This is a genomic window from Motilimonas thetidivivens (assembly GCF_046452435.1).
Lineage (GTDB): Bacteria > Pseudomonadota > Gammaproteobacteria > Enterobacterales > CBDFNC01 > Motilimonas.
The window spans coordinates 30,709-54,848 of the sequence record NZ_JBKFDK010000004.1 but is presented as its reverse complement, the minus strand read 5'-3'; the positions used below and the strand labels follow the sequence as shown (position 1 = coordinate 54,848).

21 protein-coding genes are annotated in these 24,140 nt (G+C 45.4%); 15 read left to right on the top strand and 6 right to left on the bottom strand.

All coding sequences use genetic code 11. The features are described from left to right. Positions 1–248: 248 nt before the first annotated feature. The 3 genes from ACK8OT_RS04505 (at position 249) to ACK8OT_RS04495 (ending at position 2,591) form a co-directional block, all read left to right on the top strand. A complete protein-coding gene (locus tag ACK8OT_RS04505; protein WP_410195318.1) occupies positions 249–1,484 on the top strand; it encodes a cystathionine gamma-synthase family protein in 1,236 nt (411 codons plus the stop codon). Between the two features lie 25 nt (positions 1,485–1,509). Continuing rightward, positions 1,510–2,322, top strand: coding sequence for a M90 family metallopeptidase (locus tag ACK8OT_RS04500; RefSeq protein WP_410195317.1), 813 nt, complete (start codon positions 1,510–1,512; stop codon positions 2,320–2,322). 86 nt (positions 2,323–2,408) lie between these two features. After that, the gene (locus ACK8OT_RS04495; protein WP_410195316.1) at positions 2,409–2,591 is read left to right on the top strand and encodes a hypothetical protein; all 183 of its coding nucleotides are present in this window, start codon (positions 2,409–2,411) and stop codon (positions 2,589–2,591) included. A gap of 97 nt (positions 2,592–2,688) precedes the next feature. Here ACK8OT_RS04495 and ACK8OT_RS04490 read toward each other — a convergent pair whose 3' ends face one another. The 3 genes from ACK8OT_RS04490 to ACK8OT_RS04480 all read right to left on the bottom strand — a co-directional run bounded on the left by ACK8OT_RS04490 (position 2,689) and on the right by ACK8OT_RS04480 (position 5,403). After that, positions 2,689–3,252 (bottom strand): DUF6568 family protein, encoded by a 564-nt coding sequence (locus ACK8OT_RS04490; protein ID WP_410195315.1) that lies wholly within the window; start codon positions 3,250–3,252, stop codon positions 2,689–2,691. A gap of 82 nt (positions 3,253–3,334) precedes the next feature. After that, positions 3,335–4,627 (bottom strand): ATP-binding protein, encoded by a 1,293-nt coding sequence (locus ACK8OT_RS04485; RefSeq protein ID WP_410195314.1) that lies wholly within the window; start codon positions 4,625–4,627, stop codon positions 3,335–3,337. Between the two features lie 101 nt (positions 4,628–4,728). Beyond that, positions 4,729–5,403: a response regulator gene (locus ACK8OT_RS04480; protein WP_410195313.1), complete on the bottom strand. Its 675-nt coding sequence runs from the start codon at positions 5,401–5,403 to the stop codon at positions 4,729–4,731. Between the two features lie 394 nt (positions 5,404–5,797). Here ACK8OT_RS04480 and ACK8OT_RS04475 point away from each other — a divergent pair, with 394 nt between their 5' ends. From ACK8OT_RS04475 to ACK8OT_RS04465, 3 genes are all read left to right on the top strand, one after another. Beyond that, positions 5,798–6,463, top strand: a complete 666-nt coding sequence (locus ACK8OT_RS04475; RefSeq protein WP_410195312.1) for a hypothetical protein — start codon at positions 5,798–5,800, stop codon at positions 6,461–6,463. Between the two features lie 453 nt (positions 6,464–6,916). Beyond that, the gene (locus tag ACK8OT_RS04470) at positions 6,917–7,399 is read left to right on the top strand and encodes an Hsp20 family protein (protein WP_410195455.1); all 483 of its coding nucleotides are present in this window, start codon (positions 6,917–6,919) and stop codon (positions 7,397–7,399) included. Positions 7,400–7,666: 267 nt separating this feature from the next. Continuing rightward, a complete protein-coding gene (locus ACK8OT_RS04465; protein ID WP_410195311.1) occupies positions 7,667–8,659 on the top strand; it encodes an L-threonylcarbamoyladenylate synthase in 993 nt (330 codons plus the stop codon). A gap of 169 nt (positions 8,660–8,828) precedes the next feature. Here ACK8OT_RS04465 and ACK8OT_RS04460 read toward each other — a convergent pair whose 3' ends face one another. Further along, entirely contained in the window at positions 8,829–9,710 is an 882-nt protein-coding gene (locus ACK8OT_RS04460) for a LysR family transcriptional regulator (RefSeq protein ID WP_410195310.1), read from the bottom strand. Between the two features lie 102 nt (positions 9,711–9,812). Between ACK8OT_RS04460 and ACK8OT_RS04455 the strand changes: the two genes are divergently transcribed. The 7 genes from ACK8OT_RS04455 (at position 9,813) to ACK8OT_RS04425 (ending at position 19,382) form a co-directional block, all read left to right on the top strand. Further along, positions 9,813–11,399 (top strand): NADH-quinone oxidoreductase subunit L, encoded by a 1,587-nt coding sequence (locus tag ACK8OT_RS04455; RefSeq protein WP_410195309.1) that lies wholly within the window; start codon positions 9,813–9,815, stop codon positions 11,397–11,399. Further along, entirely contained in the window at positions 11,396–13,825 is a 2,430-nt protein-coding gene (locus tag ACK8OT_RS04450) for a YbcC family protein (RefSeq protein WP_410195308.1), read from the top strand. Before ACK8OT_RS04455 ends, ACK8OT_RS04450 begins: the two co-directional genes overlap by 4 nt. 307 nt (positions 13,826–14,132) lie before the next feature. Then, positions 14,133–15,722 (top strand): peptide chain release factor 3, encoded by a 1,590-nt coding sequence (gene prfC / locus ACK8OT_RS04445; RefSeq protein WP_410195307.1) that lies wholly within the window; start codon positions 14,133–14,135, stop codon positions 15,720–15,722. Positions 15,723–15,804: 82 nt separating this feature from the next. Then, a complete protein-coding gene (locus ACK8OT_RS04440) occupies positions 15,805–16,563 on the top strand; it encodes a TatD family hydrolase (RefSeq protein WP_410195306.1) in 759 nt (252 codons plus the stop codon). 428 nt (positions 16,564–16,991) lie between these two features. Next, positions 16,992–17,762, top strand: coding sequence for a deoxyribose-phosphate aldolase (gene deoC / locus ACK8OT_RS04435; RefSeq protein ID WP_410195305.1), 771 nt, complete (start codon positions 16,992–16,994; stop codon positions 17,760–17,762). Positions 17,763–17,794: 32 nt separating this feature from the next. Next, entirely contained in the window at positions 17,795–18,499 is a 705-nt protein-coding gene (gene deoD / locus ACK8OT_RS04430; protein WP_410195304.1) for a purine-nucleoside phosphorylase, read from the top strand. Between the two features lie 193 nt (positions 18,500–18,692). Next, positions 18,693–19,382, top strand: a complete 690-nt coding sequence (locus tag ACK8OT_RS04425) for a transglutaminase-like cysteine peptidase (protein ID WP_410195303.1) — start codon at positions 18,693–18,695, stop codon at positions 19,380–19,382. Between the two features lie 88 nt (positions 19,383–19,470). On the opposite strand, the gene ACK8OT_RS04420 is transcribed toward ACK8OT_RS04425, so the two are convergent. Next, positions 19,471–20,427, bottom strand: a complete 957-nt coding sequence (locus ACK8OT_RS04420) for a TAXI family TRAP transporter solute-binding subunit (protein ID WP_410195302.1) — start codon at positions 20,425–20,427, stop codon at positions 19,471–19,473. A 2-nt stretch (positions 20,428–20,429) separates the two neighbouring features. Further along, positions 20,430–20,969, bottom strand: a complete 540-nt coding sequence (locus tag ACK8OT_RS04415; RefSeq protein WP_410195301.1) for a LapD/MoxY N-terminal periplasmic domain-containing protein — start codon at positions 20,967–20,969, stop codon at positions 20,430–20,432. Positions 20,970–21,098: 129 nt separating this feature from the next. On the opposite strand from ACK8OT_RS04415, the gene ACK8OT_RS04410 reads away from it, so the two are divergent. Both ACK8OT_RS04410 and ACK8OT_RS04405 read left to right on the top strand, forming a co-directional pair. Next, positions 21,099–22,124 carry a CobW family GTP-binding protein gene (locus ACK8OT_RS04410; protein ID WP_410195300.1) on the top strand — a complete coding sequence of 342 codons (1,026 nt, stop codon included), beginning with the start codon at positions 21,099–21,101 and terminating at the stop codon, positions 22,122–22,124. A gap of 264 nt (positions 22,125–22,388) precedes the next feature. Further along, a complete protein-coding gene (locus ACK8OT_RS04405) occupies positions 22,389–24,038 on the top strand; it encodes a trypsin-like serine protease (protein ID WP_410195299.1) in 1,650 nt (549 codons plus the stop codon). Positions 24,039–24,140 lie beyond the last annotated feature (102 nt).

The window sequence follows — 24,140 nt, the reverse complement described above, 5'->3', positions numbered from 1 at the left end:
TAGTTTAACAACCGTGAATCACTATGTCTCAAATCAGCGTCGCGCCTAACAGTCTACAAACTCTCGCTGAACAAGCATCTTGAAGTAACTTGGGTATACGCTTAAATTTTTAATTACTTACCGATCATCGCTAGTTTTTTTTTCATAATGATGGCGATTGGAGTAAATTGTTTGCTCAAGATTAATAATAAAGCTGCGAGTCAGTTTATCATTCTCTTAACATGAACTCACGGTCAAGGATAAAAAAAATGTCATCCAAAGGATTTACCACTCAACTTATTCATAGTGATCGCTTACTTGGGCTGGAATACGGTGCGATCCATGCGCCAATTCACCCTTCGGTGCCTTATGGCTATCAAGACGTTAACGATCTCGTGGATGTGTTTCAAGGCAAGCAAGCGGGACACGCCTATGCTCGCCAGTCTACTCCAACTATGGATGCGTTAAGTCATAAAATCTGTCAGTTAGAGCAGGGCGTGGCCACTTTAGTCTTTGGCACTGGCATGGCGGCCATTTGCGCTGCATTTTTAACCTTATTAAAAAAGGGTGACCACCTGATTTGTAGTCGTTTTGTGTTTGGTAATACATCGAGTGTGATGGCAACTTTGCAAGGTTATGGTATTGAAGTTAGCCTAGTTGATGCCACCAACATAGAAGAGGTGCAAGCCGCCAAACAGGCCAACACCAAAATGGTGTTTGTTGAAACCATCGCTAACCCAGTCACTCAAATTGCCGCACTGGCTGAAATTGGTGAGTTTTGTTTGGCCGAGGGCCTTATCTACGCCGTTGATAACACCATGACCTCGGCATATTTATTCCAGCCTAAATCGGTTCATGCCAGCTTGATCATTAGCTCATTATCAAAATACTTTGGCGGCCATGGTAATGCCCTTGGTGGCAGCGTCACCGATACAGGATTGTTTGATTGGAGCCAATACGACAACATTTTTGCCGGTTACCGTAAGGGCGATAGCAAGCTGTGGGGGATTAACCAAATCAAGAAGAAAGGGCTTAGGGATATGGGCGGAAGTTTAAGCTCTGAGGCGGCTCATCTGCTTTCCGTTGGCTCGGATACGTTAGCATTAAGAATGCAACGTCAGTGTCATAACGCCATGAGTTTAGCAAAATTATTGGATGCGCACCCTAAGGTTGCTAAGGTGTATTACCCGGGCTTAAACGATCACCCTCAGCATCAAAGAGCAAAAAACTTATTCCGTGATTTTGGTGCCATTTTGAGCTTTGACTTAGTTGATGGCATTGACTGTTGTGAATTTTTAAACAAATTACAATGTGTTATCAGTGCTACTCATTTAGGTGACAACCGCACCTTAGCGCTACCCGTTGCTTCTACTATTTATTTTGAAATGGGGTTAGCGGCACGCCAAGCCATGGGCATCAGTGAAAACATGATCCGCTGCTCTATTGGTATTGAAGATACGCAAGATTTATTGGATGACTTTAGCGCTGCTCTTGAGCAATGTTAAATCGTCTAAGCAATAGGAACCAACCATGAATGCCGTGTTTATCACCTTTGGTTTAATCATCTTAAGCATTTTGCTGTTTCTACCCGTTTATAAGGATAGAAAGGCGCGCTTTGCCGAGTTTCCTGCCCAGTGGCAGGACATTCTTATGCGCAATGTGCCGTTGTATCGTGCTTTGCCCGATGAATTAAAAATGCAATTACATTTGCTGGTTAACAGCTTTATCCATCGGAAAAAGTTCTACCCTTGCCAAGATTTAGAAATGACCGATGAAATCAAGGTGACCATAGCAGGGCAAGCGTGCTTGCTATTGCTGAATCGTAAAACCAGTGAGTTTGCGAAGTTAAAATCCATTTTGGTTTACCCTGCGGCGTTTATCGCCGCTCATACTCAAGTGGATGAAAATGGCTTAGTTAGTGTTGCCGAAAAAGGCCTTGCGGGTGAATCTTGGGGCAATGGACGGATTGTTTTATCTTGGGACGATGTTAAAAAAGGCGCTATGGATATTACAGATGGCCATAATGTCGTGTTGCATGAGTTCGCTCATCAGTTGGACTCAGAAGACGGTTCAACCAATGGCGCGCCTTATTTGGAATCTCCGAATGCTTATAAAACTTGGGCTAAGGTAATGACCAAAGAGTTTGCACAGTTGCAACAAAATCATATGCATGGCTTAAAAAGCGTGATGGATGATTATGGTGCAAGTGAGCCCGCCGAGTTTTTTGCCGTAGTGACGGAAACGTTTTTTGAAAAGCCGGCTCAACTTAAGCAAAAACACCCAGAGCTATACCAAATTTTAGCCGCCTACTATCACGTTCAACCCGACGAATGGCAGCATTAAGCGACCAATGAAGTCCCCCTTGATGTTTTTTTATCTAAACTTGTTTATGTCAATAACAAAGTAAAAATCATCAAGGGAGGTATGTCATGTCGCTGTTACATTTACTGAGAAACGTGGGTGGGATCATTTTTGTAAGCTTGTTTTTACTTCATACCTTTATGACTCAAGCCGAGACAACACCGGTAAATGCTGATACCAGCCGCTTGCAGGTCAATGCAAATCTGAATACGGCGAACGTGGCACCTTTACATATTGAATTGAAAAAGTAGTCGGCAATTTAATTATATTGTGTCGCTAACGGCAAGGATTGCCATTGACTTCGCTTTACCCCATTTCTTAGTTAGATTTCTTATTTCCATCAAGCGTTTATTTCGGCTCGGTTTGCTGTACGGCTAAATCTTTGGCAATAGCAAAGGTACGCTCAACTGCAACATTTAGGGTTGTTTCGGATAGCGGCGTGTAGTTGCCCCGTTTGTAATCGGGTATGGGTAGCCATACTTGTTGTAAGTCCATTAAAACATGCACTCGAATAGCTTCTGTCTCGGGACTGTGTTTGATCACCATGGCGGGTAAACGAATAATTTGATAGCGCTTTAATAAAGCTTGCATTTGGGTGTTGTCATTATCCACCTTGATTTTCAGTTTTATCGCCGGGTCCAGCTGGGCACGAATGCTCTGTAAGGTTAAATACTCATCTTCAAAATCATCACAGTCTTTACAAGGAGTGCGAGTAAAGTAGATAAACAAGGGCTTGTTTTGTTGGGCCGAGAGTTGTCTGGCATAGGGGAGTTGCTCTAAACCGATTAACCAGCCGTCTTTTGCTGACACATGATGCTGTGACTTTACATGAAAAAACAACAAATAGAGGCTAGCGGCAACAGCAAAGGCGAGTAAAATCAGTAAGCGTGTCACCAACTGGCGTCTATTCATCGATAATTCCTTTTTATACAAACTGGTTGAGTGTTTTTTTGGCTCATTTTATCTGTTTAGCTTCGCCTGTTCATACGATGACTCAGGCTAGCGGGAAGAATATTTTAAAGCCCGCACCGCCCAACTCACTGTCAAAAATGTCGATATCACCACCATAAGAATGAATTATCTCGCTAGTGACAGCCAATCCTATGCCTTGCCCACCAGAGGTATCAGCACGCACTCCGCGTTTTAGGATCTGGTTGCGGATTGCAATATCTATACCCAATCCATCGTCTTCAATAATCAGTGTCAGGCCCTTATTTTTCTCGAATGTTGCGCTGACTTGGATCTGGCTTAGGGTAAATTTACAGGCATTATCGAGCAAATTGCCCATTAGCTCCATTAAGTCATCTTGTTGACCAAAAAAGATGGCGTTATCAGGGTCACGTAAACTAAATTGGATCTTCTTATGTCGATACACCTTATCCAATGTATTCATTAGTTTAGTCACTTCTGGCGCAATCGCAACGGGCTTACCTATGATGCTTTGACGTCCCGATACAGCGCGTCGCAATTGATAATGAACAATTTGATCCATCTGACTAATTTGATCATTCAAGGTGTGGTTAAAGGCTTCGCTAGTGCTGTTTTGCTCCTCACTAACTGCTTTTAATAATGCTAGCCGAGTCTTTAAACTATGTGCGAGATCGTTCATCGAGTGTTGATAACGCACTTTTTGCTCTCGTTCACTATGCAGTAGTTGGTTTAGGGCAGAGGTTAATGATTGTAATTCGGGTTCGTAATGGCGTGAAAGCGCATCGCGCTCTCCGGCTTTAATGCTGTTTAGTTCGCGGGTGAGCTTGGTTAAACTGGATAGGCTCCATTTAATCGTCAAATAAAACAATGCCGTAAAGAAACAAAATAGCAAGGCATTGCGCCGATACACTTTGGCAGTGAATGCCGACATGGCTTGCTCTAAATCATCGGCATCCTTAGCAACGGCTATGATATAGCTTTTATTCGTATCGCCACGATTTTGTTGCAATTGCGCCAGTTGAATAATCATCGGCTCTTGGTTTATTTCAAGCTCGCCGTAGCGGCTTTCCACGCCATTGATATTAAAAGCTAACATTTGCGATAGCTCATCACCAACCAGATTGCTTAGCAAGGGGCAAGCCTGGCCATCTCTGGGAATATGCGAGCCCGAGATGGAGCTCCAAAGAATGGTTTGGCTTGCTTGATCGCAAACAATGGCGACCAGATTGGCATTAGGGGTGTTTAAGGCGCCATAGGAGACGCGCTTTGGCATGATAATGGTTTCATCTTGCATTAACCCTTCGGAGAACAACCCCGTCATAATATTTTGCAGCAAGTTTTGTTGTTGCTGAAGCAATTGCTCTCTGTGGTTCGCAATTTGATAATAGCTAAAGGTGTACAAACCTATCAGTAAAACCAGAAGGCTAGTAGATAATAGCTTAAATTTTAAAGATATTTTTATTTGCATGACAGTGTAAAAATATAACCTTGGCCGCGAATGGTATTAATGGGTTTCAAACTACCGTCTTTGTCCATCTTCTTGCGAAGCCGGCTGACCATGACTTCAACCACGTTGGGATCGCCTTCGCTATCGCTGTATAATTGGTCAAGCAGTTGCTGCTTTGAAATCACTTGACCATGATTTCGCATCAGGTATTCAAGTATTTGATATTCAAAGGCGGTCAGTTCCACTTCTTGTTCCGCAACGCGCAAGCTTTTTTTCGCCAGATCAAGCAGGTAAGGCCCAGCTTCGATTTGAGGCTTGATAAAACCTGCACTGCGCCTAACTAAGGCATTTAAGCGTGCCCAAAGTTCGTCCTGTTGAAAGGGTTTAACGACGTAATCATCTGCACCGGCTTCTAAGCCAGCTACCTTTTCTTGCCAGTTACCACGCGCCGTTAAAATCAGAATAGGAAAACTAAGCTCTTGTTCACGAAAGTTTTTTACTAATTCTAAGCCATCTAGATCGGGCAAGCCTAAATCGACGATGGCAACATCAATAGGATATTGATGGGCGTAATAATCTCCCATTTTGGCATTTTCGGCGTCGTATACCTGATTGCCAATGGCTTCGAGCTGGGTTTTTAAGTGATGGCGAAGAATCTGGTCATCTTCAACTAATAAAATTTTCATAAATGCCTCATGATGCGCCTAGCCACTGAAAGTTAGGCCAGCGCGTACGACTTGATATTGAATTACATCCACTTACTGTGTGCTCTAGGCTAAATGAGCTAGGCTAAACCTTAGCTTAATGGCAAGCTGATTAAAGTGCATCTTAATGTTATTTAAAGATGATGCATAAGAGGGATGGCTAATTTGATGGCATAGTCATAAAAAAATACATTTGACCTACCCAAAGTGTTGATTATTTGCCAAAGTAGCCTGTATTACGCGCAGCCATCCAAGCTTGTAACTGATGACCTTAGGTCGTGATCTATCACGAGCAAAAACACTAGCGTGTTTTAAGACAGCCTTTTAATATATTGAATCTTTAAATTGACAGTAAAGCGGTTGAGGTAATGACAGCATGGAACCATCATCTTTAGCCAATGCCAGCGTGTTGGCTGAGCAACTTCAAGCCAAGGACGAGCAAATCAAAATGCTTGAAGCAAAAGTGGCTAATTTAACCAAACGCATTGATGAGCGCACGCTCACCCTCTCTCAACATCTGGCCAGTTTACGAGGTAATAATGCGCAAGTTTCTCCTTTGCATACCTTACTTTGCCAGATCCGCACGCGCATCTTAAATGACGTGACGCGTAATATTGGCATGCCTGATAGCTTAGCTGCCAAGCGTGAATACAATTTGTTGGTGATAGCTGCTACCGAATTTATTCAAATGCTCGAATTTGGTGTAACTAAAATGACCGGCATCAGTGCCGATCTACTCGATGATGTCGCCGAGCAAAATACGCCTGATGCCGAATTGCTTACTGAGCTTTCCGAAGGTTTAAGAACCTTAGCCGATGGCTATAGTGAAACCGTTGAGACAGCGTATTACTGGGTGCCGGATCGCATTGATACATTGAAAGCCGATATTTACTACGATGACGACGAAGATACCGTGCCAGCGCCCGAGTCTTTACCGCATTATATTACCTTGGTTCGCCACCCTCAGTTTGCCACTGAGCAAAGGCAGCTTAACGTACTGCTAAACCATGCCTTTGATATCGAAGATTATCTTGTCGAATAAAGAGTCGCGAGCCAATAAAGTAGATGTGGCAGCTTGCATCATGGCCACATCTACCATAGCCAAATTTTTTTATATCCCCCCCTTGAAGTGCTGTTGTTTGCCCCTAAAAAAGAATCGAGACTAGGGCGTCAGCTGTTTGAGTCTTAGTCCAAATTAGTTGTTTTATTTTATGTTGCTTAAAGAGGATATATACCCAAGACACCTCAAGATGCGAGATTCAGAGCCGCTCATTATGTTCAGTTTGAGGCAAAAAGCCGAAGGAATGGTCAACCCTTTCGAGGTTTTTTAACGAAAAAATGGACATAATAAGCGACTCCCAAAGGGCGAGTTTTGTAGGCTGTTATGCTTTGTTGCTGATTTTCAACGTAGAATGACTATGTCTCAAATCAGCGCCTAGCCTAACAGCCTACAAATTCTCGCTGAACAAGCATCTTGAGGTAACTTGGGTATATTCTGAACTCAATTGATTTAACCCCACTTTATCGCAGTAGCATTGGTTTTGATCGCATGGCCTCGCTACTCGACAGCGCCCTTTCTGGGGATGCCAGCGGTACAGGTTATCCGCCTTATAACATCGAAGTGCTCGATGAAAATCGCTACGCTATCACCTTAGCCGTTGCGGGTTTCGCTGAACAAGAGCTTGATATTCAGGTGGAAAAAGGCGTACTGACTATTAAAGGTCATAAGGCAGATAAAGAAACGCGCAAGTATCTTTATCAAGGCATTGCTAATCGGGCCTTTGAACGCAAATTTAACTTGGCCGACTATGTTGAGGTGACTGGCGCCGATTTAGCTAATGGCTTACTCACCATCAGCTTAGTTAAAGAAATCCCTGAGGCGATGAAACCGAAAAGTATTGCGATCAATAGCCAAACCAGTAAAGCCTTAGAGCATAAAACGGAAAAAGAGGTGAAACAGCAAGAAGACGCGGCATAATTTAGCTTCATAATCTCATTAAGGCGGAGCTGGCCAGCGGCCATTTCTCCGCCTTGTTGCTAGTTTCGACCCTCTTCGTTAACCCATTTTTATGGGGGCAGCTAAATAACGTCTGACTTAGCGCATTCTATGTGCAGTTTGACCACACATCAGGTAAAATTCGCCGCTTGAATCTGTGGTGGTTGTTTATCGCTTTCGTTTTGCTTATTGCATTGAGCAAGCTCAGCCATCCGCGTTGTCAATTTTGTTATCCGTGAGAAAACCAACATGAGCCAGGGCTATAACACCGTGTTATTAACGGGAGAAGATGCAGTGAATCAAGCTGTGAGTTTATTGCAGCAAGGAGAATGTGTCGCCCTGCCTACAGAAACTGTCTATGGCTTGGCTGCCGATGCGTCAAATCCGGATGCGGTCGATAAAATTTTCACCGCGAAAGGGCGACCAAAAAATCATCCACTTATCGTGCACATTCCGGATGTATCTCATTTAACCCGTTGGGCGGTGGATATTCCTGAGACAGCTTATGCCTTGGCGGCTCAATTTTGGCCGGGGCCACTGACCTTACTATTAAAAAAAGCTCCTCATGTAGATAGCTGCGTGACCGGCGGGCTAGATACGATTGCCTTACGAGTGCCTGCTCATCCTTTGTTTTTAGCGGTTTTAACCGGACTCGATGGCGGCTTGGCAGCGCCTTCGGCGAACCGCTATAAGCAGCTAAGCCCGACCATCGCAGAGCAAGTGACTCGCGGGCTAGACGGGCGAATTGCTGCGGTATTAGAAGGTGGTGCGTGTGATCATGGTTTAGAATCCACCATTTTGGACTTGGTCAGTGAACAGCCCCGCGTTTTACGTGCTGGCCCCATTAGTCAGCAGCAATTAAGTGATGCCCTAGGTTGCAAGGTTGAGTTACCTGTACAACACGTAGAAGTAGTGCCGGGCAATGTGAAAGCCCATTATCAGCCGACCACGCCCGCTAAATTATTGTCTACCGAGCAGCTGTTAGCGCAGGCGCCAGAGCTAGCGAGTGGTAATAGCTATTTCTTGGTTTGGTCAGAGCAAGGGCAAAAGCAACTTGAAACCAAGCACACCAAAGTGCAGTGGCGCGTGATGCCAACCACGGCGGCCGAATTTGGCCAGCAGCTGTATGTCACCTTGTATCAAATTGATCAACTAGGTGCAGCGCAAATTATCATCGAGCAACCGCCGCAAGGTGACGAGTGGCGCGCCGTGAATGATCGCTTATCTCGCGCAACCAGCTAACCTTTAGCCGCAAGTCAAACCACCCATAAAGAGTAAGGTTATTTTTGCTCGCCAACTTGTGCCTTACTGCGGCTAAATCTCAAGGTGTTGAATGATTGAGGTTAACTTTGTTAGGTGATCATGTTTGGTGAGGCGTAGCCCACATTGTTCCAATCCTACTCGAGTCATGTTAACTGCGCTGCTGTTGCAATAACAACAGCAGCGCTTCTGGAAGAAACTTACGTTGCGCTGTGATCGCGTAGAAATGTTCAAATGCATTAGGCAAGCATTGATACTCTTCTAATATGCCTTGTGCTATTTCATCTTTGACCACCACAGTGGGCAATACAGCGAGGGCTCCACTGTCACGAGCGAGTAGGCGCAGCATTGCCATGTCATCGGCCTCGGCTTTCACATCGGGTTGGTATTGCCAACTGGCACAAAGTGAATTGAAGGCACTGCGAATTTCAGTGGTTTTGCCAGGTAAAACCCAGCGCACATCCTCATAACCTTGGGGAAATGGGGTGTCAATTTTGTTGGCCTTTGGCCCGACAATCGACAGCGGTTGGCGGGAGACTAGCTGGGTTTGCCATAGGGCATCTTGATTATCTAATGCAACAGGGCGATTGGTCAGCACCAGATCTAACTCGTGATTGGCGAGCCCAACCAGTAAGTTGTTCATTCGTCTCGCTGTTAGAGAAAAGCTCACCTTAGGATTTGCTAATAAGGGAGTGATGAAATGCTCAACAAAATTTCTTGATAGGGTGGTTAGCACGCCAATCGAGATATGCTGTATCTCGGCTTCCATGCCCTTATTTAGAAACGATTCCAGCTCTTCACCTTTGCTGAAAATATCATTGGCATAAGCTAACACCCGTGTGCCCATGTCGGTTAGCTTTAGGCTGCGCCCGCTGCGCTCGAACAAGGTGACATCCATATTGTGCTCAAGCTGTTTTATTTGTACCGATAAGGCTGATTGTGAAATATGCAGCTCGCGCGCGACTTGGGTTAAGTTGCCAACAACAGCAACACGCCAAAAGTAGAACAAGTGATGATAGTTAAGACGACTCATTTTTGGTTCACTTTTATAGAACGAATGTTTTTATTATATCTATTTTTTTAATATTTACAGCTCTGACATACTTGCTCCGACTTAAATAGGGAGCAAAAAACTATGTTGGTATCTTCACTCTTATTTTTCAGTATCCCACTGAGCCTTGCTTTAGCAGGATGGTGGGCCTTACAAGCACCAAAGGAAAAAGTGGGGGCGATCCTATTGCGATTGAGCCTTGTTTTGATCGTCGTATATATTGCTGGCGTTGCCCTTCGACCGACTTTATCAACCGAGATGCCAGTGGCGCATTTGATTAGCTTTTCCAACCTTAGTGCGGTGATATTAGGGCTGGTGCTGTTTATGGCTCTTATACTGATCAAATTCTCTACCAACTATATGGCGGGAGAGGCGCGCCTTGGTTTTTATTGGCGCTGGCTTCTTAATACGCTGGCGGCAGTCACCTTGGTGCTGATTAGTAATCATCTGCTGATGTTTTGGCTGGGCTGGGTCGCCATTAGTTTGTCTTTGCACAAATTACTGACCTTTTATCCCCAGAGACCACGCGCGGTGCTGGCTGCCCATAAAAAGTTTCTATTGGCGCGGTTAGCAGAGTTGCTGTTGTTAGGCGCTTTTACGCTACTTTATTTACAACATGGCACCTTATTTATTGACTACTTACTGGCACATTTTGTTCAAGTTAAGTTCGATAGTGCATTGGTGTTAACCCCTTTTGATCACTTTGCTGGTGTGTTGATTGCCCTTGCTGCGCTGATCAAGTGCGCGCAATTACCGGTTCACGGTTGGTTAATGCAAGTGGTTGAGGCACCGACGCCAATCAGTGCTTTATTGCATGCGGGCGTGATAAATCTTGGTGGTGTGCTGCTTATCTTATTTGCCCCTTTGTTCATTCAAGTGCCGCTAGCTCAGTGGTTGGTGCTGGTGGTTGCGGGGGGCTCTACGGTGATATGCGCACTTATTATGACCACAAGGATCAGCGTTAAGGTGCGTTTAGCCTGGTCAACCAGTGCGCAAATGGGATTGATGTTGCTGCAATGTGCTCTTGGTTTATTCGAATTGGCATTACTGCACTTGATTGCCCATTCCGCTTACAAGGCCTATGCCTTTTTAAATGCCGGTAATGCAGTGAATGAAGACATGCAACGCCGCTTAGCACCGTCAAAAAATCCATCACGGCTTGACTGGTTTTTAGCAGGTACCTTTGCCACGGTTTTCGTACTTATCGCAATCACAGCCCTTGAATATCAAGGTGCTTGGAGTATCTGGGTGCTATTGATTGTTGCATTAACCCTATTAATAGCCCAGCGCAGTGGCAGCAATAATAAAACCCATTTATTGACCATTTTAGGCTTAGCGGCATTGGTGATTGTTAGTTATAGCCTAATGAAAACCTTGATCGCGCAGTTTATTCCATCGTCATCGGGGTTAAGCGTTGCCAGCCTCAGTATGGCGGATATTTGGGTGGCGAGCTTGTTTATTAGCTTGTTTGTGATGAGCAATTTACTTCGCTACCAAGGGCATAAGGCTGCCATGCAGCGGATATCCATCGCGCTGTTTGCCGGATTGTATCTTGATGAATGGCTCACGCGCCTGACACTAAAACTGTGGCCGGTGCGGTTACCAGTAAGAGCCAAGGGGAAAGTGTTAGCAGTCGAGCAAGAAAAGAACCTAAAGGAGCTGTATCAATGAATAATGCAAGCGCATCACTTATCAACCCGTCATTGTCGAAGCCGTCATTATCAAAGCAGCAACAGGCAATCGTATTTGCTGCTACGCAAAAGATTGCGCCAAGCTGGCCATTAGATCAAATGATCGCGGTGAATCCATTTTGGCAAATGCGTGATCAGCGCATTGAGCAAGTTGCAGCCCAATTAGGTGTATTAGGCCGCGCACAGTTAAACATGCCTAAACAATATTATCTCCACCTGTATCAATCAGGTGAGATAAGCCAAGCTGCATTGCAGCAGGCGGCTCGAGAGCTAGCAAGTGACTTGTCGGTGCAACAATTAGAGCAGTTTTTAAAGCAGCAAGATAAAAGTGTGCACTGGCATAATATTGCCGATTTGTTAGACAGTCAGCGAGACCCACATAAAATGGCGTGGCGCGACGAAATCATTCATCAGATCAGTCAGTTTTGCGCTGCCCATTATCAAGAATTAGAGCCGTTATTACGCCGCGGTGATACCCGTAAGCAGATTGATTTATATCGTCATTGGTTAGATGTAACGCGTTGTGACAAAGGGCTTAGTATTGTCATGGATGAGCCCGGCTTACATCAGTTTTTTGCCCAATTACCCGATACGCACGAGGCTTTGTTGGCGCAAGCTATCGAGTTATTTGAGCTGGATAATGACACCTTGGCCGCCTATAGCCATGCATTATTACTTGATGTAAATGGATGGGCGTCTTGGGTTGCTTACTTACGTTGGCAGGGCGAGCTTAATCAGCAACCTAACGATGAAATGTGCCAACTTCTTGCTATTCGCATGGCATGGGATCTGGTTATTTGGCGCTATTTAAAAGCGCAATCACCACTGCAATTTGCGCATTTGAATGTGTCATGGCAGCGTGAGAAAGCGCAGCTGTCGGCAATGGTTCAAGGGGATCAGCAAAGACAACAACCTATTTGGATATGGGTAAAAGCCGCCGAGTTGAGCTATCAACATCAGCTCAATCAACAGCTACAAAACGCCATTGTTCAGCCAGTGGCTGCACCTGAGCTGCAAGCTGTATTTTGTATTGATGTGCGTTCAGAAGTGATGCGAAGAGCATTAGAGTCACAAAATAAGAATATTCAAACCCTTGGTTTTGCAGGTTTCTTTGGCTTACCTTTGGAATATCAACCGAGCCCAAGTGAGCTGACGCGACCGCAACTGCCCGGTTTATTAAAGCCAGTTATTCGTGTCACGGAGCGCTGTGATAATCAACGCGAGAAAGCGAAATTAAATTTGCGTGCGCGCTGGCAAAGCTGGTCCAAAGCCGCGCCTTCGGCATTTTCCATGGTGGAATCTAGCGGTTGGCTTTATAGCTTAAAAATGCTCAAACAAGCGTTTTTTGCCAGCGGCGAAGCCAATCCAGTCAATCGTCTCTCACATCAAACGAATTGGGAGATGAGCAAGCAAGGTGAGGTGCTGTCTATTGCCGATAAAACGAGCTTGGCAAAAGGCATACTACATGGCATCGGGCTAACTTGCTTTGCGCCCACTGTGCTATTAGTTGGTCACGGGAGTCACAGCGCCAATAACCTGCATGCTGCAGGCCTTGATTGCGGCGCTTGCGGTGGCCAAACAGGGGAAGTGAACGTGCGTGTATTGGCGCAGTTATTAAATGAGCCAGAAGTGCGCCAAGGCTTAGCTCTTCAAGGGGTGGAGATCCCAGAGCAGACTCGCTTTGTCGCGGCGCTGCATAACACCACCACAGATCATATTGATTGTTTTGCGCCCGAGCTAAGTGACACGGTGAGATGTTGGTTAAAAGGGGCGACAGCGGCTGCACAAAGAGAGCGCGCGCCCTTATTGGATACGGGCTTGGTTAATGCAACCGATGAAGAACGAGATAAAGCGTTGATCAAGCGCAGTCAAGACTGGTCGCAGGTGCGCCCTGAATGGGGGCTGGCCAACAATGCCGCTTTTATTGTTGCGCCGCGCAGTTGGAGTCGCCAAGTAAACTTACATGGCCGCGCATTTTTACATGATTACCAATACCAGCAAGACCCTGATTTTTCAGTGCTTGAGTTGATTTTAACTGCACCTATGGTGGTCACTAACTGGATCAACAGTCAATACAATGCCTCCGTGACAGATAATGATAAATACGGCAGTGGTAACAAGGTGTTACATAACGCGGTCGGCGGACATATCGGCGTATTTGAAGGTAATGGCGGCGACTTACGCATTGGTCTATCTATGCAATCGCTGCACAACGGTGAAAAATGGATGCACCAACCACAACGCTTAGCTGTGTATGTAGCCGCTCCTCGTGAGCCGATTGAGCAAATCAGTGCTAAGCATGACAACGTGCGCCACCTCATTGATAACGAATGGTTATATCTGCTGCGTTGGGATGAAAATGGCGCGATAGAGCGGTTTTATCAGGGTCAATGGTTACCGCAATAGGAGTAAGGTGTGACGAATGTTTCACATTGTCACCACTAGAAGTAGCCAGTATTTAGGCTCATGGTGATAAAGCCTTTAGTGCGGCTCTACCTCAAGTAGTGGCTGCACTTTGCGCACAAAGCAGGCTGAGTCATGGCGTTTGCTAAGAAGCAAATGCAAACGATTCAGGAAGCATTGATTGTTTATACAAGCTAGATAAGCGAAAATAGCCGGCAATTTCGATTAACAAAACAGTTTTGACACCAAATGCCGCCATTTTCTGGCGTGTAAACTCTGTTCTAGCTGTTGCAAAAAAAAGAACTATTCCATGGCCGACAAGCAATTTCTTAATGAAATCAATAAGCGAAGAACATTCGCTATCATCTCGCACCCGGATGCGGGTAAAACCACCATCACCGAAAAAGTGCTATTGCACGGGCGCGCTATTCAAACTGCGGGAAGTGTAAAAGGTAAGGGCAGTAGCCAACATGCTAAGTCGGACTGGATGGAAATGGAAAAAGAGCGTGGCATCTCGGTCACGACCTCGGTGATGCAATTTCCGTTCAATAATTGTCTGGTTAACCTACTAGATACTCCAGGACACGAAGACTTCTCGGAAGATACTTACCGTACATTAACGGCGGTAGACTCGTGTCTTATGGTTATCGATGCCGCTAAAGGTGTTGAGGACAGGACCCGCAAATTAATGGAAGTCACGCGTTTACGTGATACGCCTATCGTTACCTTTATGAACAAATTGGACCGCGATACACGCGACCCAATGGAACTGCTTGACGAAGTTGAAAACGAACTGAAAATGGCTTGTGCGCCGGTCACTTGGCCGATTGGCTGTGGTAAGGAATTTAAAGGTGTTTACCACATTCATCGTGATGAAGTGATCTTATACCAATCGGGTCAAGGTCATACCATTCAAGAGCGTCGTGTTATTAAGGGCATAGATAACCCTGAAGTCACCGCCGCAATTGGCTCTGTGCTAGCAGAATCGGTACGTGAAGAGATCGAGCTGGTATTAGGTGCAGCCCATGAATTTGATAAAGAGCTATTTTTAGCCGGTGAGTTAACGCCGGTTTACTTCGGTACCGCATTGGGTAACTTTGGTGTTGATCATATGCTAGAAGGTCTAACCGAGTGGGCGCCTGCTCCTATGTCGCGCGAAACCCAAGCGCGTACCGTGGCGGCCAGTGAAGAGAAGTTCAGTGGTTTTGTATTTAAGATCCAAGCAAACATGGATCCCAAACACCGTGACCGCATTGCCTTTATGCGTGTGGTATCAGGTAAGTACGAAAAGAGCATGAAGATGCGCCACGTCCGCCTTGGTAAGGATGTCACTATTTCTGACGCTGTAACCTTTATGGCAGGCGATCGCAGTGCGGCTGAAGAGGCCTACGCAGGTGACATTATTGGTCTGCATAACCACGGCACTATCCAAATTGGTGATACCTTTACTCAAGGTGAAGATCTGAAATTTAGCGGTATTCCTAACTTTGCGCCTGAAATGTTCCGTCGTATTCGTTTAAAAGATCCACTTAAGCAAAAGCAATTACTTAAGGGCCTAGTGCAGTTGTCTGAAGAAGGCGCGGTGCAAGTATTTAGACCGCTTCGTAACAACGACTTAATTGTTGGTGCGGTAGGTGTGCTGCAGTTTGAAGTGGTCACCGCCCGCTTGAAATCGGAATACAAGGTAGAAGCTATCTACGAAAGCATCAGCGTAGCAACGGCGCGTTGGGTAGAAAGCGACAATCAAACCAAGATGAATGAGTTTGAGAAAAAAGCTTATGATAACTTGGCTCTTGATGGCGGCGACAACCTGACATATATCGCACCTACCATGGTTAATCTAAACTTAGCTATTGAGCGCTACCCAGATATCAAGTTTAGAAAAACCCGCGAGCACTAATCGCTCTCGTTTGTTTAGTCACAGCGGCGCCAATGGCGCCGTTATTGTTTGGTCTATATCCAATCAACCTGCGAGCTAGCTTATGTCAGCTTTTATGGATACCCATTGCCACCTTGATTTTGCCCAATTTGATGATTGCCGTGATCAGGTATTAGCTAAGGCTTCGGCATTAGGCGTACAAAAAATCATGGTGCCAGGGGTCAAGGCTGCCACTTGGCCTGCGCTTATTGAGCTATGTAAGCACTGGCCTTCGCTCGACTATGCCTTAGGCTTACATCCCTATTTTTTAAATGCCTTTCAAGATGAGCATTTAACTCAATTGGAGCAGCTGTTAACCGATGAGCGGCCATTAGCCTTGGGCGAAATTGGCCTTGATGCTTGCATTGATATCCCCATGGCATTGCAACTATCGGTGTTTCGCGCCCAAGTGACCATGGCGCACACACATCAATTACCGCTGATATTGCATCAGCGCAAAACCGCTGCCAATTTACTTGCTGAACTAAAAAGCTTTCCTCACGGCGGTGTTTTGCACGCCTTTTCGGGCAGCTATGAAATGGCCATAGCTTTTATCAAATTAGGCTTTAAGCTGGGGGTCGGCGGCGTGATAACCTACCCGCGAGCGGCGAAAACCCGTGCCACCCTTGCCCGTGTCCCTTTAGAAGCGTTAGTGCTAGAAACCGATGCCCCTGATATGCCACTGTCCAATCAAGTGGGGCGCTTTAATACGCCGCAAAATATCCCCCTCATTTTTGCAGCCTTGTGTCAGCTAAGACCTGAGTCTAGCGAGCATATTCAGTCAGTGCTTTGGCAAACCAGTCAAAGCGTATTTCAGCGCTAAATTTGAGCTATATTCAAACCTTATCACTTTTGATTAAGAGTTCATCAATCCCATAAATATCGCTCTTGTGTCGGTTCACAACTGGCGCTATTGTAAGCGTCTTGTGTTTTTTATTGGCCTATGCCGAGTTATTTCTACTTTGAAATAATTGGTATTAAGTCAATTATGTTGTCACAAGTAAGATGAATAGGCCTATTTGGGCTTGTAAATCAATCATGATCGGTTAAATGGATTTAACAATGTATTCAACAACATGCTTTAAAACCAGCATAGCTACGTCAACAGTTGATGATAAGCCCAACCATTTGTTGTGGCAGCAAGTTTGCTAACAAAGCTGCTGCCTCAAATAGTTAGGGAATAACTGTCTTCAAGGAACCAAGTCCGTCAGCGTTGCACCTTAGGTGCATTTTTTTGAATGGAGAAGAGACATGACAGATCTTAAATCAGTCGCGCGCACCGCGTTGGGACTTATGGATCTCACCACCCTTAACGATAATGACACCGATGCGGATGTGATTAAATTGTGTCATCAAGCCAAAAGTCCAGCTGGAAATACGGCAGCGATTTGTATCTACCCGCGCTTTATTCCTATCGCCCGAAAAACCCTGCATCAAATCGGTGCAAAGGATATCAAAATTGCGACCGTGACCAATTTCCCTCATGGCAATGATGATATCGACATTGCACTGGCTGAAACCAAGGCTGCTGTGGCATACGGTGCCGATGAAGTGGATGTGGTATTTCCTTATCGTGCATTTTTAGCGGGCGATAAAGAGATAGGTTTTGAGCTAGTTAAAGCCTGTAAGCAAGCTTGTGGTGACCAAGTATTACTCAAAGTGATTTTAGAAACTGGCGAAATTAAATCGCCGGAACTCATCAAACAAGCCAGTGAAATAGCCATTGCTGCGGGGGCTGATTTTATCAAAACCAGCACAGGTAAGGTCGCCGAAAATGCCACCTTAGCAGCAGCCAAAGTCATGCTCGAAGTGATTCGAGACACTAACCCTAATGTCGGTTTTAAACCCGCTGGTGGCGTAAAAACGGCGGCGCAAGCAGAGCAATATTTAAGCCTAGTCGCGGATATTTTAGGGCAAGAGTGGATCAGCGCAGCGCACTTCAGATTTGGTGCTTCTAGCCTGCTAGCAGATCTGCTAACCACCTTAGATGTGCAGCATGAGCTAAACAGCAGCGGTTATTAATTTTTGCGAAACGAATTGAGAGGATATTGAAATTGGCTACTCCACATATTAATGCTAAAGCAGGCGACTTTGCTGAAACCGTGTTATTTCCAGGCGATCCACTGCGTGCGAAATACATTGCCGAAACGTTTCTAGAAAACCCAGTACAAGTGACCGATGTGCGTAACATGTTAGGCTTTACGGGCACTTATAAAGGGAAAAGAGTTTCCGTAATGGGCTCAGGTATGGGCATCCCTTCATGCTCAATTTATGCGAAAGAGCTGATCACCGAATACGGGGTAAAAAATCTTATTCGCGTAGGCAGTTGCGGCGCAGTGAGTGAAAAAATTAAGGTGCGCGATGTTATCGTGGCCATGGGCGCATGCACCGACTCGAAAGTAAACCGGATGCGCTTTAAAGATCATGATTTTGCCGCCATTGCCGATTTTGGCCTATTGCGTAATGTGGTTAATGCCGCAGAGCAGGCCAATATTCCGGTGCAAGTTGGCAACGTGTTTTCAGCCGATTTGTTTTACACGCCTGATCCAGAAATGTTTGATTACATGGAAAAGATGGGGATTTTAGGGGTCGAGATGGAAGCCGCGGGTTTGTACGGTGTTGCCGCCGAATACGGTGCTAATGCTTTATGTGTGGTGACTGTATCGGATCATATTCGTACCGGCGAGCAAACCACTTCAGATGAGCGTCAAACCACCTTTAACGACATGATAGTGATGACATTGGATTCACTGCTTTAATGTTACAAAGTATGACCCTAATAAAAGCGCCAATTGGCGCTTTTTTCATGCCTTGGTATTAATGCTTGATTCAAAATTGACCTTTAATGAGCTATGATTTTCATGCTTAACAATTTGCAGTACATACTTTACCTAATGTAAAGACATGGAAGTGTACCCATCATTTGTGTTGAACATGCTAAGGAAGCGCATTTTGAAATTACTCCCCTCGGTTTTAGTTAAAGCGATGTTGTGTTGTTTGTTGGCTCTCCCTGCGGTTGTGCAAGCCTTGGATCTTGAGGCTTTTCTTAGCCAAGAATCTATCCGTCAGCGGATGGCTGATACCTATGGTGATAAAGCCATTATGCGTACCGATGCGTTAATCAATACCTTGCGTGATGCGCAAGCCATGTCGGATAAAGAAAAGTTATCTGAAATTAATAACTTCTTTAATATGTTAGTTTATGCCCAAGACAAAAAGCTCTGGGGTCAAAATGACTACTGGGCTTCACCACTTGAATTTGTTGGTGCGAAAGGGGGGGACTGTGAAGATTACGCGATTGCAAAATATTACAGCTTGATGGAGTTAGGCGTCGCCGAAGATCAACTTCGTCTTGTTTATGTCAAAGCCGTCAAATATGACCAATTCCATATGGTGTTGGCTTATTACCCAAGTCGCAGAGCCAACCCTTTCATCCTTGATAACTTAGAGTACGACATTAAACCAGCATCAAAGCGCAAAGATCTTATCCCAGTTTACAGTTTTAATGCCAAGCATCTTTGGGTAATGGGCAAGGCCAAAAAAGGTGAGCCGGTGGGTAATGCAGATAAATTATCGGAGTGGAAAAGCGTAAAGTCTCGCTTTTCTTCACAGAACTTAAAATCGCCGCGCACTGTCTTATAACTTGATGGCGAGACGGGTTAAAGATGAAAAAAGGAGGCTAAGCCTCCTTTTTTCATCTTTAAGCGCCAATTGAAATTGGCGGTAAGTCTTATTCCGCTGAGGCGGATTGAGCTTTCAGTTGTTCAACTTGAGGGTGAAGCGGGATCACAACCGCATCGCCGGTCATGGTTTCAATCGAGCGAAATACATTGGCATAAGCGGTAATGTTTTTGCCAAATGACTTCTCTTGGTCAAAAATGGCCTTGGCCACGGCAGCAACATAATTTGGGTCAACATCTTTACGGGTGATTAAGTTGGCCGAAAAAGAGATAGTCGGGGTTTTTTCTTTATTACCGCGATACAAGCGCCCAGGAATATAGCCTGCCATGAGATAAGGTGGTAGCTTGCCATCGGCATCGGTTAATGCCTTGCTATCAACGCTGATAAATTTGATATCACAGCGCTTGCTGGTGTTATTCACTAAGCGGTTAGGGTGGCCTATGATCACCGCATACGCATCTATTTCTCCAAGGCAAAGATTTTCAAAGGCATCTTGGTAGTTATCTTCAGTAATTTGCGGTTGCTCATCCCATTGGGGCACCTTGATTAAGCGCTGTAGTGAAGTGTTGGTACCTGAGCCTTGGCTGCCGATATTTAGGGTTTTACCACTTAGATCCATCGCCCGCTTAATTTCGGTATCGGGTGTTGTGACTATGGTTAACGGCTCGGCGTGGGTTGCCAGTACGGCTTTAAACTGATCTGGATATTGCTTCGCCGCAAAGAAAAGGGTGTCAGATTGCACCAGGGCAAAGTCAACTTCACCTGCCAGTAATAGTTTTAAATTTTCTTCTGAACCATCGGTTGGAATGGCACCGCAACGGTAACCATGTTCAACTTTGTTGGCACTGGTGAGGCGACAAATTTCAGAGGCTACTTGAAAGTAAATACCTTGAGTAGAGCCTGACGCTATGGTCACTAACTTAGGTGGAATTTGCTCTGCAGCTAATGGGTTGCTGATGATACTTAAGGTAGCAAAACCCAAAGCAATAAAAGTAGATTTGATCATGATTAGCGTTTCCTTGCTGCTAGCCAAATAAGAATACTCACTTGGAGTAGCCAAGCGCCCAATGCTAATGCTGCTTGGATCGGTAAGCGATCGCTAAGCACGTTCCACATGGCTTGGTATAAGTGGTGAGGGTGACTGGCCACATGTAAATCCCCCAATATATTCCAGCCATCGGTCATTTCCATCTCACGGCTGAGCTCTGTGATAGGGTAAAGCTCGGCTAGCCAATGAGGGTAATTACCCATAGGCTCTGCAAAGGTACGACTGAAGGCGACCTGAGCATCCAAATCTTTCAGGGTGACACTTTGTAACATGCTGCCATCAAACATGGCATTGATAATGGTTTCGGCCATCACTTCATCGCCACCGAGTAAGGTATTTTGTAAAATTAGCCCCAATGCGGTTAGGGATGACTCCATGGTTTGATTAAATTGCAGTGTTAACTCTTGTGCTAAGCTGGCACCTTGAAAGTAGAAGCTACCACCTAATAAGGCGGCATCAACGATAGCTAAGGCAATGGCAGCGATAATGATTCGCAGCATAAACGTTCCCTGTGGTTGAGCGGTTGAATGGCTAGGCGCTATTATTAAACACCTTGATGTGAAGTCAAATTATTATACTTAATTTCTCTTTAGATAAATCAATATATTGCAATCCAAGAGAGTTCCTCGATGATAAGAAATGTGAAAACCCATTTAATCTGCGGCTTCTTAGGGGCAGGTAAAACCAGTGCCATTGCGCATTTGCTGTCTCAGCGGCCAGCTGATGAACGTTGGGCGGTATTGGTTAATGAGTTTGGCGAAATTGGCTTGGATAAGGCGTTACTGACGTCTGCACAAGGCAGTTCCGATAACATCGAGATCCAGCAAGTGGCGGGGGGGTGTATGTGTTGCGCTGCCGGTGTGCCTATGGTTATTGCTCTCAATAAATTATTAGCCGCAGTGAAACCCCATCGCTTATTTATCGAGCCTACGGGGCTGGGACATCCTAGACAGGTGTTAGCTGCTTTGTTAAAACCTGAGTATCAAGGCGTGCTGGATGTTCAAGGGGTTACCACCTTAGTTGATGCTAGGGTGTTGAGCCAGCCTCGCTATCGAGATCATGAACTTTTTCGCCAACAAATTGAAATTGCTGATTTAGTGTTAGCCAGTAAGGCCGATTTGTATCTCGCTCAAGAGTATGCCGAGCTAGAGACCTTTTTATCACAGTTAACGTTTAACAAGCCCTATCAGTTAAGGCCTTTGCATCATGCTCAACTTTCGCTAGCTTGGTTGCCTCAAGGTAATAGAGCGCTGGTTAAATCTGCGCCCCAACCTTTGCCCAAATTCAGTGTGGCTAAGCCTGCGGTACAGCAATTGTCCCATGATATGCTCAAGCTTAGCAGTTCTGCATTAACTCAACCGCCGAGGCAGAATGACTTTTTTAGTATGGGGTGGCAGTTTGAATCGACGGTTAGATTCGACCAAAAACGGTTATTGGCTTTATTCGCAGAGCTTGATGTTGTGCGCATAAAAGGTGTTATGAATACAGAGCTTGGCGCTATTCGCATTAATCAAATAGGCAAAGAAATTGATATTGCTGATATCGCTCCCCAAGCCCGCAGCCAAGTAGAATTTATTTTTAGTCATCAACTGAACGATCAGCAATCTACGGCTGACTTTGTTATTGGTATGTTAACTAAATGTTTCGCTTGTTAGGTTTGTCAAAAGGCGTTGAATAATGCACTGTTTTTAGTGGTTTTCTTGGTATCAATGTCTAAGCGAAATTAATCATTTGAGATATGTGCGTACTGATGAAAGCATGTCTGGTTTAAAGTTTTTTACATTTCTGTGACGCTTGTTACATCTGTGGTGGCAAACTCATACTTTTTGAACTTGTTGTTCCATAGCATGAAAACTATCATTTTTGCTGATTAATCCAGCAGTGAAATATTGCTAATTGTAATAACAAGGAAGGTAAAAATGAGTTCAACAAGGATGTTTAAGCACACCGCATTAGCGGCGGTGATCGCGGCCGTATTAGCGCCAACTCAAGTGATGGCCTCTGATGCTGATCAAGTGGTGACTCCTCGTATCGTTGGCGGTGGCACGGCGAATCAAGCTGATTGGGGATTTTATACTCAATTAGTGAGTCGTACCGGCAACCGTTCTTACTGTGGTGCGAGTTACCTAGGTAATGGTTATGTATTAACTGCTGCGCACTGTGTGGTGGGGGATGCACCAAGTAAAGTTGCGGTTAAAGTGGGTGGTTATCGTTATGGGGCAACCGATGGTCAACGTGCCAATGTAGAGCAAATTTTTGTTCATCCCCAATACAATACCAGCACCTTAGCTCATGATATCGCGGTACTTAAGCTGGATCGCCAGTTGCCAGGTGCGGTTACAGTGCAAATTGCAGAAGGTGCTTTGAGTCAATACGTTCGTGAAGGCGACCTATTAACGGTTGCTGGCTTAGGTCGCACTCAAGAAGGTGGCTTATCACCGACGGTATTGCAAGAAGTGGATGTGCCGCTTGTGTCTGATGCTGTGTGTCGTCAAGCCGGTGGCAGTTATCAAAATGTAGGTGATGTTGCTTTCTGTGCGGGCTATCCACAAGGCGGTAAAGATTCTTGTCAAGGTGATAGCGGTGGCCCGATTGTTATTAACCAAGGCGGTGAAGTAATCCAATTAGGTATTGTTAGCTGGGGTATTGGTTGTGCACGTCCCGGCAAATACGGTGTTTACAGCGATATCGCCGCCCTGCGCTCTTGGGTTGATGGCATCGTCGGCAACGACCAAACAGATTTAGTAAGTGTGGGTTATACCAAAGCACAGACACTTAGCTCATTCATTGTTGGTGAGACTAAGCAACACACCTTTAAACTAAACAACGCCGGTAATGTTGAATTTACCTTGGATGCGATTAACGCTAAGGCGACAGGCACAGCGAGTGATCTTGTTGTTACGTTTGATTACTGTAGTGCAAAAACCCTACAACCTAACGCAACTTGTTCGGTTGGAGTTGAATTTGGCGCGGCTAACCCAGGTACAGCTGGGGTGGCGTTAAACTTCGGAATTGATAAAAATACCACGGCTTACACCGCAGTTGTAAGTGCAACCGCTAAGCTACAAGTTGAGCCTACACCACCGCCAACAGGTGGCTGTTCAAATGAATGGAATGCCAACTCAATTTATCAAGCTAAACAGCAAGTCGTTTGGGCGGGTAAATTATGGCAAGCACAATGGTGGACTCAAGGCGATAATCCTTCAGATGCTGGCCCATGGGGTGTATGGAAAGCGGTAGGTAATGCATCATGTGGCACAGAGCCAACTCCACAACCAACGCCTGAGCCAACGCCGGTTCCTACCGTGGCACCGACTATTACTCCAACCATCGCGCCTACAGTTGCACCAACAGTCGTACCAACCATCGCTCCGACGGTAACGCCTACTGCGCCTCCTGCTGGAGTTCAACCTTATGTAGCGGGTAACAGCTATGGTCCGGGAGACGTTGTAAGCAATTTAAGCAGTGTTTACGAATGTAAAGGCTGGCCATTTGGTCTGTGGTGTAGCGGCTCCGCTTACGCACCGGGCGAAGGCTCAGCATGGAAAGACGCTTGGACTAAAAAATAGTCGCTAAGCGTGACCTAACAACGAAAAAGCCGAAGCATTAACTTCGGCTTTTTACGTTTAGTAGAGTAACCTGAGCTTTGGATAAGCTTTATCGTATAAATA